This is a genomic window from Pseudarthrobacter sp. PS3-L1 (assembly GCF_030063285.1).
In the GTDB taxonomy this organism is placed as follows: Bacteria; Actinomycetota; Actinomycetes; order Actinomycetales; family Micrococcaceae; genus Arthrobacter.
Map to the genome: position 1 here is coordinate 434013 of NZ_JASISU010000001.1, position 14620 is coordinate 448632.

General features: G+C 63.1%; 16 protein-coding genes. All 16 read left to right on the plus strand.

Annotated elements, in window-relative coordinates; translation table 11 throughout:
- The first annotated feature begins 42 nt into the window (after positions 1-42).
- The 16 genes from flgB to QMG79_RS02130 all read left to right on the plus strand — a co-directional run bounded on the left by flgB (position 43) and on the right by QMG79_RS02130 (position 14581).
- On the plus strand, positions 43-387 hold the full coding sequence (gene flgB / locus QMG79_RS02055) for a flagellar basal body rod protein FlgB (protein WP_283536903.1): 345 nt from the start codon (positions 43-45) through the stop codon (positions 385-387).
- Complete coding sequence (locus QMG79_RS02060; protein WP_283536904.1) at positions 384-776, plus strand: flagellar basal body rod protein FlgC; 393 nt, start codon at positions 384-386, stop codon at positions 774-776. The genes flgB and QMG79_RS02060 overlap by 4 nt, the downstream gene beginning before the upstream one ends.
- Positions 776-1078, plus strand: coding sequence for a flagellar hook-basal body complex protein FliE (fliE, locus tag QMG79_RS02065; protein WP_283536905.1), 303 nt, complete (start codon positions 776-778; stop codon positions 1076-1078). Before QMG79_RS02060 ends, fliE begins: the two co-directional genes overlap by 1 nt.
- Complete coding sequence (fliF, locus tag QMG79_RS02070; RefSeq protein WP_283536906.1) at positions 1078-2715, plus strand: flagellar basal-body MS-ring/collar protein FliF; 1638 nt, start codon at positions 1078-1080, stop codon at positions 2713-2715. The genes fliE and fliF overlap by 1 nt, the downstream gene beginning before the upstream one ends.
- Positions 2712-3731 carry a flagellar motor switch protein FliG gene (gene fliG, locus QMG79_RS02075; protein WP_283536907.1) on the plus strand — a complete coding sequence of 340 codons (1020 nt, stop codon included), beginning with the start codon at positions 2712-2714 and terminating at the stop codon, positions 3729-3731. Before fliF ends, fliG begins: the two co-directional genes overlap by 4 nt.
- A complete protein-coding gene (locus QMG79_RS02080; RefSeq protein WP_283536908.1) occupies positions 3712-4380 on the plus strand; it encodes a FliH/SctL family protein in 669 nt (222 codons plus the stop codon). The genes fliG and QMG79_RS02080 overlap by 20 nt, the downstream gene beginning before the upstream one ends.
- The gene (locus QMG79_RS02085) at positions 4377-5711 is read left to right on the plus strand and encodes a FliI/YscN family ATPase (RefSeq protein ID WP_283536909.1); all 1335 of its coding nucleotides are present in this window, start codon (positions 4377-4379) and stop codon (positions 5709-5711) included. Before QMG79_RS02080 ends, QMG79_RS02085 begins: the two co-directional genes overlap by 4 nt.
- Positions 5708-6142: a flagellar FliJ family protein gene (locus QMG79_RS02090; protein ID WP_283536910.1), complete on the plus strand. Its 435-nt coding sequence runs from the start codon at positions 5708-5710 to the stop codon at positions 6140-6142. Before QMG79_RS02085 ends, QMG79_RS02090 begins: the two co-directional genes overlap by 4 nt.
- Positions 6139-6810: a C40 family peptidase gene (locus tag QMG79_RS02095; RefSeq protein WP_283536911.1), complete on the plus strand. Its 672-nt coding sequence runs from the start codon at positions 6139-6141 to the stop codon at positions 6808-6810. Before QMG79_RS02090 ends, QMG79_RS02095 begins: the two co-directional genes overlap by 4 nt.
- Positions 6807-8231: a flagellar hook-length control protein FliK gene (locus tag QMG79_RS02100; protein WP_283536912.1), complete on the plus strand. Its 1425-nt coding sequence runs from the start codon at positions 6807-6809 to the stop codon at positions 8229-8231. The genes QMG79_RS02095 and QMG79_RS02100 overlap by 4 nt, the downstream gene beginning before the upstream one ends.
- A gap of 52 nt (positions 8232-8283) precedes the next feature.
- On the plus strand, positions 8284-8763 hold the full coding sequence (locus QMG79_RS02105) for a flagellar hook assembly protein FlgD (RefSeq protein WP_283536913.1): 480 nt from the start codon (positions 8284-8286) through the stop codon (positions 8761-8763).
- Between the two features lie 69 nt (positions 8764-8832).
- A complete protein-coding gene (locus QMG79_RS02110; RefSeq protein ID WP_283536914.1) occupies positions 8833-10005 on the plus strand; it encodes a flagellar hook protein FlgE in 1173 nt (390 codons plus the stop codon).
- Positions 10006-10121: 116 nt separating this feature from the next.
- Complete coding sequence (locus QMG79_RS02115; RefSeq protein ID WP_283536915.1) at positions 10122-12446, plus strand: putative bifunctional diguanylate cyclase/phosphodiesterase; 2325 nt, start codon at positions 10122-10124, stop codon at positions 12444-12446.
- 242 nt (positions 12447-12688) lie between these two features.
- Positions 12689-12982, plus strand: a complete 294-nt coding sequence (locus tag QMG79_RS02120; RefSeq protein ID WP_283536916.1) for a flagellar FlbD family protein — start codon at positions 12689-12691, stop codon at positions 12980-12982.
- 4 nt (positions 12983-12986) lie between these two features.
- Entirely contained in the window at positions 12987-13799 is an 813-nt protein-coding gene (locus tag QMG79_RS02125) for a motility protein A (protein ID WP_283536917.1), read from the plus strand.
- Positions 13796-14581, plus strand: a complete 786-nt coding sequence (locus QMG79_RS02130; protein WP_283536918.1) for an OmpA/MotB family protein — start codon at positions 13796-13798, stop codon at positions 14579-14581. Before QMG79_RS02125 ends, QMG79_RS02130 begins: the two co-directional genes overlap by 4 nt.
- Positions 14582-14620: the final 39 nt, after the last annotated feature.

The window sequence follows — 14620 nt, forward strand, 5'->3', positions numbered from 1 at the left end:
GGCCACGGATCGGCCATCACTTTTTAGCCTGGCAGGATACCCGTGCTCGAATCCGTGACCTCTGCTGCGCTGGGTAGCGCCCTTGACGGGCTCGCCCTGCGGCAGCGAACCATCGCGAACAACATCGCGAACGTCAACACACCTAATTTTCGCGCCGGACGCGTGACGTTCGAAGACGCCCTGGCGTCTTCCGTTGCCCGCGGAAATGGACACGCCGCCGCCTCGGTCGCCACGTCCCTGGAACCCACGGAACTCAACGGGAACAACGTCAATATCGACACCGAGACGCTCTCCAACGTTGATACAGTGCTGCGCTTCCAGTTCGCTGCCCGCGCTATTGGCGGAGAATTCACCGGCCTCCGCGCTGCCATGAGGACCTCCGGATGACCTTCGACGCAATTGGCATTGCAGGTTCTGCGCTGACGGTCCACCGGAAATGGCTCGACGCCGTCTCCGACAACATGGCCAACATGAACACGGCCACCGCCACCGACGGGGACGCCTTCCGCGCCCGCTATGTCGAAGCGGCTGAGAGCACCGACGGCCAGGGCGTGTTCGTCAAGGGAATCCAGTACGGCGACGCGGAGGGGCGGATTGTCTACCAGCCGGATCATCCGCTCGCCGACGCTGACGGAAACGTCAAATATCCAGACATTGACATGGGAGAGCAGATGGGTGCCCTGATTATGGCCCAGCGCGGCTACCAGATGAACGCCCAGGTTGTGGATCGCGCCCGCGAAACGTACCTGGCAGCCCTCGAGATTGGACGCGGCTGATGCCGATACTCCCCATTGCACCAGTCCAGGGCACGCAGCCCGCTGGATACGTTGGCGGCACAGCTGCCGCAGGAACGGACGGTTCCGGGTTTGCCGCGTCGCTGACTGGCGCCGTGGACAACCTGCAGCAGCTGCAGTCCACGTCCAAGGAACTGGCCGTGTCCGCCGTCACGGGGGACCTGACTGACATCCACAACGCCACCCTGGCAGCCAGCCGTGCCCAGATCACCCTGGAACTGGTGGCCGCCGTCCGCAACAAGGGCGTTGACGCGTTCACTGAAATCATGAGGATGCAAGCCTGATGCCACCGCAGATCACCGTATTCTTCAAGCGGATCGGCTCGGGAATCGCCGGCTTCACAGCCGGCCAGAAAACCCTTGCCGTTCTAGGCGCTGCCCTGCTGGTGGTAGGAATTGTTGCCCTGTCAGCATGGATGACCAAGCCCGCCCTGACGCCCCTGTTCTCCGGACTGAAGGACACAGACGCCAGCGGAATCGTCGAACAGCTCCGGACCGACAATGTGCCGTACGAACTCACTGACGGCGGATCCACCATCATGGTGCCCGAAGAAAAGGTCTATGAAGAACGGCTCAAAGCGGCCGCTGCCGGGCTTCCCACCGCGGCGGCCACCGGCTACTCACTGCTGGACAACCTGGGCGTCACGTCCTCGGAATTCCAGCAGTCCGTGACCTACAAGCGGGCACTGGAAGGTGAACTCGCAGCCACGATTGGCGCCATGGACGGTGTACAAACGGCAGCAGTTCGCCTGGCCATCCCCGAACGCACAGTCTTCGTGTCCACAACTCCTGACACCACTGCCTCGGTTTTCCTCGAAACCGCGCCGGGCACCACCCTTTCCGCCGACAAGGTCCAGGCAATAGTGCACCTGACCTCCGCAGCGATCGAAAACCTGAAACCCACTGATGTCTCGGTGGTGGACTCCCAGGGCAATGTCCTTTCCACGGTGGGGGGCGGGGCTGCAGGTTCCTCCTCCCAACAGGCCGAGGACTACCAGCAGCGCACCGGAGATGCTGTCCGCGCTGTCCTGGACCGCGTCCTGGGTCCGGGCAACTCCACAGTTGCCGTGGCTGCAGACGTCACCGGGGAGTCGGCGCAGCAGAAGAGCGAAACCTTCAGCAACACTCCAGACACCCCTCCGCTGAGCGAGTCAACGTCAACCGAAAGCTACACGGGTACCGGTGGCGGCGCGGCAGGAGTCCTTGGACCAGACAACATCGCTGTCCCGGGAGATACCTCCGGAAATGGAACCTTCACCTCAGAGGACAACACACGGAACAACGCCGTCAACAAGGTCACCGAGGACAGGGTGATTCCGCCAGGTGAAGTTCGCCGGCAGACGGTTTCAGTAGCAGTGAACCAGACGGCTGCTGCTGGTTTGAACGTTGACTCCCTGACTGCCCTGGTGAACTCGGCCGCAGGTCTCAATGCGGACCGCGGAGACGTTGTCACTGTGGAAATGGTTCCGTTCAGCACCGCAGCTGCGGATGCTGCCAACGCGTCCCTCGACGCCGCGAAAGCCGAAGCAGAAGCACAGCGCCAGGCATCGTTGATGAGCACCCTGATGCTGGCCGGTGGCGCTTTGCTGGCCATTGTCATCCTGGGCATCATCATTGCCATCATGCGCCGACGCAGGCAGCTCCGCGAACCGGTAGACCTCGGTGAGCGCCTTGACCTTGCCCTCCTGCCCGGAGCACCAGCAATCGACCCGGCACCCATGACCGCAGCGATTGCCATGAGCGCCGTGCCCAGCCCGGATCCCGCAGCACTTGGGATGCCGGCTGGTGGCGGACCTGCCCTGGGAATGGAAGCCGCCCTCTCCGAACGCCGGCGGGGCGAGGTGGACTCCCTCGTGGCAGCCAACCCCGAGCAGGCAGCTGACTACCTCCGCAGCCTGATGAGTGACAGGCAGTCTGTATGAGATCTGCCAATCCACAGTTGTCCGGCACCCAGAAGGCCGCCGTCCTGCTGATGCAGATGAGCGCCGAAAACGCCTCCCGGGTACTGTCGCAGTTCAGCGAGGTTGAGGCGGAGGACATCGCAGCCGAGATCGTGCGGTTCAGGTCAGTTGATGCCGACGTGGCGGAGGATGTCCTGGCCGACTTCCACGATGCTGCACTCAGCGGACGGCGCAGCGCCCGCGGCGGCCGTGAACTGGCCGAGGGTCTCCTCACAGCCTCCTTTGGCAGCGACAAGGCGGGTGCCGTCATGAACCGGCTTGCCGTCACCATGGCCGGCCGATCATTTGAGTTCCTGGAAGACCTAGAACCGGTCCAGGTGCTGGCCCTGCTTGAGTCCGAGCTGCCGCAGACCATTGCCCTGGTTCTTGCCCACCTCAGCCCGAGGCATGCCTCGGCGGTCATGGCGGGACTGCACGGGATGCTTCGGTCCGATGTTGCCCACTCGATTGCAACCATGGGCTCACCAGCTCCTGAGGCAGTCCGGGTCGTGGCGGAATCCCTCAAGCTGCGCGGCGGTGCCATTGGATCCCGGCACAAGTCCGATGCCGTTGGTGGAATCCAGCCACTGGTGGACATCATCAACAAATCGGATTCTGGAACAGAACGCTCCGTCATGGAGGGCCTGGACGCGAAGGACCCTGTGCTGGCCCTGGAACTACGTAACCGGATGGTGTCCTTCTCGGACATCATCACCCTAGAACGGAAGGACGTTCAGCAGGTTCTTCGGGGTGTGGATGCAAGTGTCCTGGCCGTGGCCCTCAAGGGTGCTTCAGAGGCAATGATTGAAACTGTCACCACCAACGTCTCCGGCCGCAACCAGGAAATCCTCCGTGGAGAGATGGATGCCACAGGTCCGGTCCGATCCTCACAGGTCGAAGAAGCCCGGGCTGAAATAGTCCGCGCCATGCGTGCGCTCGAGGCCGATGGTGTCATCACCCTGCGCCGGGGTGATGGTGATGACAGTTTTGTTGAATAGCGATACGTCCAGCGCGCCGGTTACTCCCGGACCGACGTCCGCCGGACCGGTGGCCGCCCCGTCACGGGTCGTTTTTCCGACACTGCGCCAAGTTGGTGCGGTGTCGGACCGCGACGGGTTTGTGCAGGGACACGCCGCGGGGTATGCCGCCGGAGCGAAAGTAGCAGCCGAGGACCATCGACTGATCCTCGAGCGCCGCGCCGCTGCCCTCGACGCCGAAGCTGAGGCCGTTAGGCTGGCCTTGACGGCAGCGACCGAGTCATTCAAAGCTGCTGCGGCTGCGCTCCAACGACTCAATGCCGCCACTGTCCAGGATGCCGAACAGACGCTCCTGCACTGTTCAGTGGACCTGGCCCAGGCGCTGCTCGGCTATGAGATCGCAGACGGCTCACGGACTGCCGAGGCGGCACTGAACCGTGCCTTGGCTGGAGACGAACCCGGGGGTGCCAATCGCATCAGGCTTCACCCAGCTGACCTCCAGGCGCTCGCCGGACACGCAGCAGTTGCTGCGGCCGGCGTCGACCTCGTTGCAGATTCCACGCTGAATCCAGGAGATGCAGTAGCGGAGTACCAGCACGGCTGGCTTGATGCACGGCTGGCCACAGCCCTGGACCGAGCCAGCGCAGCACTTCTGGCGGACCCAGCATGAGCATCGTCCTGCAGCCGCGCCCGCTGGCCGAACGGTTGGGCCGTGCCCGCCATGCAGCGCAGCCACAGCGCGTGGGCAGCGTGACCTCAGTGGTGGGTCTGGGCCTTGAGGTCTCAGGCCTCGACTGCGCCGTCGGAGACCTTGTGCGTGTTGGCACCGACGGCAACCTTGAAGCTGAAGTCGTGGCGGTCACGAGCAGCGCCGTCCGTTGCATGCCGCTTGGCCGGTTGACCGGAATCTCCGCGGGCGATCCGGTCCGGGCCACAGGCAGTCCTGCCACGGTTCCGACCGGGCTGGGCCTTTTTGGCCGCGTGCTGGATGGTCTGGGCCGTCCGGTGGACGGGAAGGGGCCGCTGAACAGCGGCCCAGTGGTCTCCATTGACAAGGCCGCACCCCTTGCCATGCAGCGCGCCAGGATCACTGATCCGCTGCAGACGGGTGTGCGGGTCCTGGATACCATGACCACGCTGGGAAAGGGCCAGCGGCTGGGCCTCTTTGCCGGTTCCGGAGTGGGCAAATCGTCGTTGCTGTCCATGATGGCCCGCGGTACCGACGCCGAGGTCTCGGTGATAGCGCTGGTGGGGGAGCGGGGCCGTGAGGTCCGCGAGTTCCTCGAAGATGACCTTGGACCCGAAGGGTTGGCCCGTTCCGTGGTGGTTGTGGCTACCTCTGACGAGCCTGCGCTGATGCGCATGCGTGCGGCCTTTACTGCCACGCGGATCGCCGAGGCCTTCCGTGACGAGGGCCGTCATGTGGTCCTGATGATGGATTCACTGACCCGCGTTGCCATGGCCCAGCGGGAAATTGGCCTGTCCGCAGGAGAGCCCCCCGCAACACGTGGCTACCCGCCGTCGACCTTTTCCGTGCTGGCACAGTTGCTGGAGCGCGCCGGTACCGCTGAGCGCGGCTCTGTCACAGGGATCTACACGGTCCTGGTAGACGGCGATGACCACAACGAGCCCATTGCTGATGCTGCACGATCCATCCTGGACGGCCATGTGGTCCTGGACCGCAGGCTTGCCGTCACGGGGCATTTTCCTTCCGTTGACGTGCTGGGCTCGATTTCCCGTGTTGCCTCGAAAGTGAATCCGGCTGACAGGACAGCCGATGCCGCTGTCCTGCGCAAAGTCCTCGCAGCCCGGAAGGCGGCCCAGGACCTCATTGATGTGGGGGCGTACCAGCCGGGCAATAACCCACTGGTGGATGCTGCGCTCCGGCACGAGCAGGCCATCAACACCCTGGTGCAGCAGCGCATGGACCAGTCAACGGACATTGATGAGGCGTGGCGGCAGCTCTCGGCTCTGGTTACTACATTGGGGGTTCGGCCATGAGCCGGGAATTTTCGCTTGCAGGTCTGCTGCGGATCCGTCGCATCCAGCAGGACCAGGCCGCCAGTGTGGTGTCCCGGGCCGCATCCCGCTCGCGTTCCGTCCGAGCCCGTGAGACTACTGCCCGCCAGGACCTGGACCAGTCACCCGAACGCGTCACCAGCGCCGTTGGCCTGCGCGCCGTGGCGGCCGCCCGGTCCGCTACGCAGAGCATGCTCACTGAGCTTCAGTCGTTGACCCTCGACGCCGAGACACAGCTCAGCGCAGCACGCCGCGACTTTACCCAGGCGAGGGTGCGGTCGGTGGGACTTGAAAAACTCGAGATCCGCCACGATGCAGAGATTCTTGCCTTGGACCTGAAAACCGAACAGGGCGCTCTTGATGAGATTGCCTCCGTCACCTGGCACCGCGAAAATGAGGGCAGCAGGCCATGAGCATGACAGATGTGATTGGCCGGATGCAGGGCATCCAGAGCATGATCGATCAGCTCAAGCAACCCATCACGGCAAAGCCCGCAGGTACTGCTGCTGCCGCGGCAGCCGACCCTGCATTGTTCAGCCAGGCCCTGAACGCAGCGCTGGGAACCACCGACACAGCATCGTCGGTCCTCGGCGGGCTGCCTGCTGCACAGGCCGCTGGAGCCAACTCGCCGACGTCGTCCGCCACGGTCCTCGCTGGTATTTCGGGTGCCACGGCGGCTGCTGCTGTCCCGGCTGCACCCGGGACGGTCAACGGCGACGCAGTGGTGGCGGCTGCCAAGAAGTACATTGGCGTGCCCTACGTCTGGGGCGGTACCGACCCGGCCACGGGGATGGATTGCTCCGGTTTCACCCAACGGGTCTTCAAGGACCTGAACATCGACCTGCCCCGGGTAGTCAGCGACCAGATGAACCAGGGCACACCCGTGGCATCCCTGGCTGAAGCGAAGGCGGGCGACCTGCTGGTGAGCTTCGGTGGCGAACATATTTCCATCTACCTGGGCAATGGCAAAGCCATCGACGCACCTGTCCCCGGCCAGACCATCCAGATCCGCGACGCCTGGGAACAGCAGTCCAACCTGACCTCCATCAGGCGTATTGTCCCTGGCGGGAGCGGCGCATGAGTTCCGTAGCAACGGCGCTTCCCAGCGTGGCCAGGCCTCTTGAGCGATCCAGCGCGGCTACGTCAGCTGGCACGCCCGACGCCGAGATGTCAGCCGGTGCATTCGCTGGCGTTCTTGCCTCGGTCACCCAGGACGCTGCGCGCCCCACCACCACTGGTGGTGTCGAGGATGCCGAATCTGGTGCCGAATCTGACCCTGATCCTAATGCAGGGTCGGAACCGGGCACCGGGCCGGACGTTGCGGCACACGTCCCAGCTTTGGCGATCCAGGTCCTCGTTCCTCAGGTTGCGGGGCTTCCGGTTGCGGGCCCTGCGTCTGCAGCAGCTCTTTCCGTGACTGCAGGTTCCGAGGCAACACAGTCTGATGTGGCAGGTCCTGAAGGCGATGCAGAGTCCAGCGGGAAGTCGTTGGCTGTGAGTCCTGGAATCGTAGCTGCGGTCCCAGCAGGAGTGGAAGCAGTGGGCACCGATGCCGCTACTGTCGATCCCAGCAATGTCGATATCGTCCACGTTGCCGTAAGCCAGGGCCGGCATTCGTCCGCGCGACCCGCAGCAGATCTCGCGGAGCCTGCATCCGATCGTGGTGCCATATCCCTCTCCAACGCCCCGGCTGAAGCCATCGATGCTGCAGCTCCCTCACGTGAGAGTGCAGCAGCATCGCTTCCTTCAGTGGTGAATGCGACGTCGCCTGCGCCGACCGGCGGACAGTCGCCGGCACAGTCGAGTTCGCCGGCCACCCTGTTGGCAGGCGTGACAGCGGCCGGAGTGGTACCGCCGCAGGCGGAGGCGTCCGCAGCGGCACCTGCAGCGCAAACTCCAGTGCCAGCCCTGGTATCGCGGACTGCGGTGGGGGAGCCGCCGGCCCACCAGGGTCTCGGCGGGCAGTTGGCGAGCCCACTTTTTTCCCTGGCCGCGGGCTCCACCAACCACACCATGACATTGCGGGTCAGCCCGGAGAGTCTGGGAACCATCACCCTCCAGGCGCACATTGGCCCCGGGGGTGTCCGCATTGAACTGTTCGCAGGGGAATCAGCCCGGGCCGCCCTGTCCAACATTCTTCCCGAACTGCGGCTTGGCCTGAGCGCCTCTGGACTATCTGCCACCCTGCTGGTCTCTGATCATGAAGTTCCGTTGATTGTTCCACCAGCTGGCGGGCCGCCGCCACAGCAGGCTGCCCCGGCGCAGGGGCCGAATAACGGCGGGGGAGGGCCCGGTCCCGGTGCCCAGAACTTTGGCCAGCCCGGTTTCGGCCAGCCCGGTTTTGGCCAGCAGAACTTCGGTCAGCAAGGACAGCCGCCGCCGCGGGTGGTGCCCCTGATGTCCGACGCCGACCCCACCGTCCCGTCGTCGGGGCCTGCAACGCCAGTTGCTGACGTTGCAGCTACCGGGCGCAGTCACCAGCCGCTCGACATCCTTGTCTGATTTCACCACGTCAGCTTCCCAACTTCACCTGTTTCTACGCGAAGGACCTGCAATGACAGTTCAGCCCGTCTCCGGTATCGGAGCCTCCACTGCGGCGGCTACCCCGCGCAACCCGGCGCAATCGCTCGATTCTGAGGCTTTCATGTCGCTGCTGGTGGCCCAGCTCAAGAACCAGAGCCCCAGCGCGCCGATGGACACCAACCAGATGATGTCCCAGACCATCTCGCTTTCCATGATGGAGAAAACAACTGAGATGGCGGCCAACAGCAAGGAGGGGTTCTCGCTGCAGATGCGCTCAGCTGCAGCCGCACTGGTGGGCCAGCACGTGGACTACACGCTGCCCGACGGTACCGCAGGCTCCGGGGTTGCCGGCTCGGTGTCCTACGCCGGTACCGTGCCCACTGTCACAGTCGGCACGGTGAGTATTCCATTGGATGCCATCAGCGGCGTCGGAGCTGCCCCCACTGTTCCCGGCACACCCCCTGCGCCAGCAGTACCGCCCCGACAGCCACAGGAAACCATGGACATCTGACTTTTCCGCCCCTCCGCACTCCTCATTTCTGCGCTCCGCACTTCTTACTCTTTGACGAAAGGCAGTCCCATGCTCCGCTCGCTGTACTCCGGAATCTCCGGCCTTCGGGCCCACCAGACCATGCTCGATGTCACAGGCAACAACATTGCCAACGTGAACACCAATGGTTTCAAGTCCTCCACCACCCAGTTCCAGGACACACTGTCGCAGCTGACCCAGGGCGCTGCCGGGCCGCAGGCCGAAAGCGGCGGAACCAACCCGGCCCAGGTTGGCCTGGGCGTCAAGGTAGCCGCTGTCACCACCAACTTCGGCCAGGGCTCCTCACAGACCACAGGACGCGCCGAGGACATGATGATCAACGGTGACGGGTTCTTCGTGACCAGCAAAGGCGGGCAGAACCTCTACACGCGTGCAGGATCGTTCAACTTCGATTCATCCGGGCAGCTGGTGAGCCCGGACGGTGCCGTGCTTCAGGGCTGGCCCGCCGTGAACGGCGTCGTCAACACTGGCGGTCCCACCTCCAGCCTGGCGCTGTCCACCAATACCCTTTCCCCGGCGTCGGCCACCACCCGCGTGGGCACCTCAGGAAACCTGCCCAGCGACGCCGCCGTCGGAACCGAAGTGACGCGCGACGTCAAGGCGTTCAACGCCAACGGCGAAGCAACCACCGTGGCGCTGACGTTCACCAAAACGAATGCTGGCTGGAACACCAGCGCTGTCGGCCCCAATGGTGCAACAGCCAACGGAACCCTTGGCTTCACCAATGGTGTGCGTACCAGCGGTGGGAACCTGGCTGTCGGAGGAGTCACAGTGGACCTCTCGGCCGTCTCCGGGTTCGCCGGCAACAGCAATCTCACGGCCACGGCATCAGATGGAGCCGCCGCAGGCCAACTGGAAGGCTTCACCCTGGGCGCCGATGGATCGCTGATCGGTTCCTTTTCCAATGGCACCAAGCAGACGCTGGGCCGGATCGCGCTGGCGAACTTCACCAACGCGTCAGGGCTGGAAAAAGCCGGCGGATCTTCCTACGTTGCAACGGCCAACTCCGGCAACGTCCAGCTGGGCGCTGCCGGAGACGCAGGCCTGGGCACGCTGGCCGGTGGAACCCTGGAGATGTCCAACGTGGATCTGTCCCAGGAATTCACCAACCTGATTGTGGCCCAGCGCGGATTCCAGGCCAACGCCCGCATCATCACCACCTCGGACGAGGTCCTCCAGGAGCTGAGCAACCTGAAGCGCTAGCCAATGAGCCTTCTGTTCCAGTGGTCGGGTAGCCCCTTTCCCTGCAGTAGCCTACTGTGACGGCTCTAACCAATTGGCGGTGAGTGCCAGCCTAGGGAACCGTGTAGGGGGATCCGTTGAGGGACAGTGACAAAGTTGTGTCCTTGGGGACGGGCCGTGAACGCCAGGTCTGGATTGTCGTGGGATTCCTGGGGGTCATTGTGGTCTCCTACGCAGCTGGAGTGCTCTTTCGGAAGACGGCGCAATTCGATCTGCTGGTGGATGGTGTTCTCAGCCTGCTCACCATGTGGGGTCCTGCGCTTGTCTGCTGGTGGTGTGCCACGCGTCGGCACAAGCGAAGCCTTGACGTTGGCCTGGTGGCTGCTGCCTTGGCGTTTCAGGCTGCGGGGGACACCTACTATGTGTTTTATTCCGCCGGTGGAGATGAAGTGCCGGTGCCTTCACTGGCGGATATCGGGTATGTCGGTTTCTATCTTCTGATGCTTGCTGCGCTGTTTGTGGTGGTCTACCGGCGACTGCGGACCATGACGTGGCCAGTCGTCCTGGACTGTGCCGTGGGAACGCTCGGCGCGGGAGCTGCGCTGGTTGTTATCCTCGGCCCGATATTGGCCCCTTCGGGGACTGATTCTGGATCTGGTTGGTTCAGTGGCGTGTACCCGCTGCTGGATCTGATGCTCTTCGCAGTTGTTGTTGGGATTGCGGCCACTCCAGGGCGAAAAATTGGCCGGGAGTGGACCCTTCTTGCATTGGGCCTGCTCATTTTCACTGCAGCCGATGTTTCCTATGCTTTTTTGGAACTTGATGGCATGTATATCCCCGGCACACCGTTGGATGCGACGTGGGCGCTGGGCACCGCACTCATCGGCTGCTGGGCAGTGTTTCACGAAGAGGTGAACGCGACTGCATCCCGGCATTTTCCGGCAATTCCTGTCCAGACCATCCCGGCGCTGGCGACGGCGACTGCCCTTGGGGTCCTCATCATCGCTGCCTTGCACAACGTGCTGTTTCTCGCCGTTGTCTTGGCCTCCCTTACCCTGGCACTGGCTGCAGTTCCCCTGGTTTTCCGGCAACGCATGCACCTTCTTGACCTGACGCACCAGGCTCGGACTGACGAGCTGACGGGGTTGCACAACAGGCGTGCACTCTATGCAGACGTCCCCCCGAGGTTGGCTGAAAACCTCCAGCAGCCGAGCGCTATTTTGCTTCTCGACATAGACAAGTTCAAGGAAATCAACGACGGGCTTGGCCATGATGTGGGGGACGATCTGCTCCGTCAGGTCTCTGCAAGGCTGGCGGAACAGCTGCGACCTGTCGACCTGTTGGCGCGAATGGGGGGTGACGAATTTGTCGCCCATGTAGCGGACTGCTCGCCTGCGGCCGCTCAGGCTGTGGCAGTCCAGCTCCGGGAATCACTTGCTCGGCCCTACGATCTCTCCGGTGTGAGTGTGCAGGTCAATGCAAGCATCGGGATATCGTGCTTCCCAAGCCAAGGCGTGGACCTCAGCCAGCTGCTTCGCAAGGCTGACATGGCCATGTATGGAGCCAAATCGATGCACACGGGCTATCTGGTCTATTCCGAAAGCTCCAGCGTGCCCCATGACGGCCACTTTCACACGGTGCAGGATCTCAACCATGCATTTAGCGACAATCAGTTGATCTTGCATTTCCAGCCCAAGGTCAACCTCTTAACCGGACAGGTCAGCGGCGTCGAGGCGTTGGTTCGTTGGAACCATCCGATTCTCGGCGTCCTGCCTCCCGATGCGTTCTTGAGGCGCTTCGAAGAGGCTGGGCTCATGCCCTCGCTCACTGAGGTTGTTTTAGGAAAGGCGCTCGACCAGGCCGCAGTCTGGGAGGAAGTCGGGACCTCCGTCCCCGTAGCCGTCAACCTTCCCGCTGGCGCCATCATGGATTCGCTGCTGCCCGCCAGGGTGGCGGAGATGTGCGGAGTCCGCGGGCTGCAGGCGTCCGTTCTGATAGTGGAGATCACCGAGGATGTCCTGGTTGCTGACAGGGAACGGGCCCGAACAGTCCTGGCTGAGCTGAGGAGGATGGGTGTGCGGATTGCAGTCGATGATTTTGGCAAGGGGTTCAGCTCGCTTTCCTACCTGCGGGAGCTGCCCATCGATGAACTGAAACTCGACAAGTCTTTCATCCTGACGATGATGGATGATGCCCGGGCCACTGCCCTGGTGGTGTCGACAATTGACCTGGCCCACAGTATGGGCCTGCAGATGACTGCCGAAGGCGTCGAGAACGAACAGGTCTACCGCGCGCTGACGGATTACGGCTGCGATTTGGCTCAGGGATACTTCATGTCAAGGCCGGTTCCCGCACAGGAGTTGACTACGTGGTTCCGCGGACGCGGACCGGGATTTCTCGGCGACGGCTCAGTGGTCGTTGATACCAACGATCAGGACAGTATTTTCCGCCCAGCACCTTAGCGGGAGGGGCGGTGGGGCCGAGGTCGCGGGAGCGGTGCGACTTCGCTGGAGCGTTCCCGCGACCTCGGCGTGCTCCCGCGACCTCGGCGCAGGTCACCGCAAAGCCGCGGGGTTCGGCAGGAAAAATGGATGAGGTTGGGCTGGCCGCCTAACGCGGGCGGTGAGTGGGCCGACAGTACAGGAAGAACACCCCCACAAGTAGTTGCGGCGCCTGCCACAGCACCTCCAGAGAGCAGCCGGCCATGATTGTCGTGACACGCCTCAACGGTTCACGTTTCGCGGTCAACCCCGACCTGATCGAGCGGATCCATGAGAGCCCGGATACCCACCTCCTAACGCTCGACGGCGCCGCGTACGTGGTGCAGGAAAGCCTCGCAGAGGTGGTGGAGCTGATTGCCAACTATCGCGCCTATGTCCTGAGCCGCGCGAGGGACCTGCCAACAGTGACAGGTGCTGCGCTGAGCCTCGTCCCCAATCCGCAGGAACAACCGGACAGCCCCGTGGCCAACGCGCGGCCACTCCGGCCAGGAAAGTAGACCCATGGATCCCGCAACACTGATTGGCCTGCTCCTGGCGTTTGGTTCCCTTATTACCATGGTCCTGCTCGAAGGCGGCAGCCTGTCGTCCCTGCTGCTGCCGGCCCCCATGATCCTGGTTTTCGGAGCGACCCTGGCCATCGGGTTGGCAGGAAACACTTTCAAGGACGTGGCCCACGCCTTCAAGGCACTCCCGGCAATGTTTATTGGGAAAACGGCCAAACCCCAGGACAGCATTGACCAGCTGGTTGGCTTCGCAGAAAAGGCCCGCAGCCAGGGACTGCTTTCCCTCGAAGAAGAAGCAACAAACGTCAAGGATCCCTTCCTTGCCCGGGCACTGCAGAACATTGCCGACGGCACTGATGCCGAAGACCTCCGGATGCAGATGGAGGACGAGATTGATACCAAGGCCCGCAGCGATCACTCCGCCTCGAAGTTCTTCGCATCCTTGGGTGGCTACGCGCCCACTGTCGGGATCGTCGGCACCGTTGTCTCCCTGACCCACGTACTTGAAAACCTCTCCCAGCCCGACGAGCTGGGACATATGATCGCCGCGGCGTTTGTTGCGACGCTCTGGGGACTGCTTTCTGCAAACTTCATCTGGCTGCCCTTCAGCTCCCGTCTTTCCCGGCTCTCCGAACTCGACATTGAACGCCGCACGCTCCTGATGGAAGGGATGCTCGCTGTCCAGGCCGGCGCAAAGCCGCTGTTGCTGGCGGAGCGGCTCCGGGCCATGGTTCCTGAACACCAGCTCAAGAAGCCGGGCAGCAGCAAAACTGGTCCGCTCAGCGTTGACAGTATGGACACTGCAGCGTGAGTGCCCGCCGGCGCCCACGCAAGAAACCCGAAGAGCACCACGTCGACGAACGCTGGATGGCGTCCTACATGGACATGGTCACAGTACTTATGTGTCTTTTCATCGTCCTGTATGCCATGTCCACCGTGGACCAGAACAAGTTCGACAAACTGCGTAACTCCCTTGCCACCGGATTTGGCACTGTGGCCACAACAACAGTGGATACGGCGGAGGGCACCGTGGTCCCCCCTGAGCAGGTGAACAGCGACGCCCAGGCGTTTTCGGAACTGGAACAGGCGATCCAGGAGGCCGACCGGCTCAAGGGTCTCCAGGAGCAGATGAAAGCAGGGCTCGCCGCTGCCGGCCTGAGTGAGAACGTGGACTTCACCATTTCCTCCCGCGGTTTGACGGTGAAGCTGGTGGGGTCGCAGGCTTTTTTCGAACCCGACAAGCCGCTGTTGACTGAGCGTGCATCCCAGGTGCTGAGCATCATCGCGCCCGTCATGGCGCCAACGGGACTGGAAATCATGGTGGAGGGCCACGCCGCGAACGGCATCACTGCCTATCCCTCTACGTGGGAGCTCTCCTCGGCCCGTTCGGTCAACGTGCTGCGCTACCTGGTGGACAACGGTGGGATAGCGCCTGCGAGTGTGGGCGCGGTGGCATTCGGCTCTGCCCGCCAGGTCAACGACGACTCCACGGAGGCCCTGATGGAACTGAACCGCCGGGTCGACATTGTGGTGGTTTCCGATAAGCCGGAAACCATCCGCGCGCTGATTCCCGAAGCTCTCGAATATCAGTAGCAGGAAGTCCGCGAGGGACCTTACCTCTGCGAAACCGCT

Coding starts and splice junctions, on each gene's coding strand:
- QMG79_RS02060 (WP_283536904.1), top strand. CDS start 384: ATGACCTTCGACGCAATTGGCATTGCAGGTTCTGCGCTGACGGTCCAC.
- fliE (WP_283536905.1), top strand. CDS start 776: ATGCCGATACTCCCCATTGCACCAGTCCAGGGCACGCAGCCCGCTGGA.
- fliF (WP_283536906.1), top strand. CDS start 1,078: ATGCCACCGCAGATCACCGTATTCTTCAAGCGGATCGGCTCGGGAATC.
- fliG (WP_283536907.1), top strand. CDS start 2,712: ATGAGATCTGCCAATCCACAGTTGTCCGGCACCCAGAAGGCCGCCGTC.
- QMG79_RS02080 (WP_283536908.1), top strand. CDS start 3,712: ATGACAGTTTTGTTGAATAGCGATACGTCCAGCGCGCCGGTTACTCCC.
- QMG79_RS02085 (WP_283536909.1), top strand. CDS start 4,377: ATGAGCATCGTCCTGCAGCCGCGCCCGCTGGCCGAACGGTTGGGCCGT.
- QMG79_RS02090 (WP_283536910.1), top strand. CDS start 5,708: ATGAGCCGGGAATTTTCGCTTGCAGGTCTGCTGCGGATCCGTCGCATC.
- QMG79_RS02095 (WP_283536911.1), top strand. CDS start 6,139: ATGAGCATGACAGATGTGATTGGCCGGATGCAGGGCATCCAGAGCATG.
- QMG79_RS02100 (WP_283536912.1), top strand. CDS start 6,807: ATGAGTTCCGTAGCAACGGCGCTTCCCAGCGTGGCCAGGCCTCTTGAG.
- QMG79_RS02105 (WP_283536913.1), top strand. CDS start 8,284: ATGACAGTTCAGCCCGTCTCCGGTATCGGAGCCTCCACTGCGGCGGCT.
- QMG79_RS02110 (WP_283536914.1), top strand. CDS start 8,833: ATGCTCCGCTCGCTGTACTCCGGAATCTCCGGCCTTCGGGCCCACCAG.
- QMG79_RS02120 (WP_283536916.1), top strand. CDS start 12,689: ATGATTGTCGTGACACGCCTCAACGGTTCACGTTTCGCGGTCAACCCC.
- QMG79_RS02125 (WP_283536917.1), top strand. CDS start 12,987: ATGGATCCCGCAACACTGATTGGCCTGCTCCTGGCGTTTGGTTCCCTT.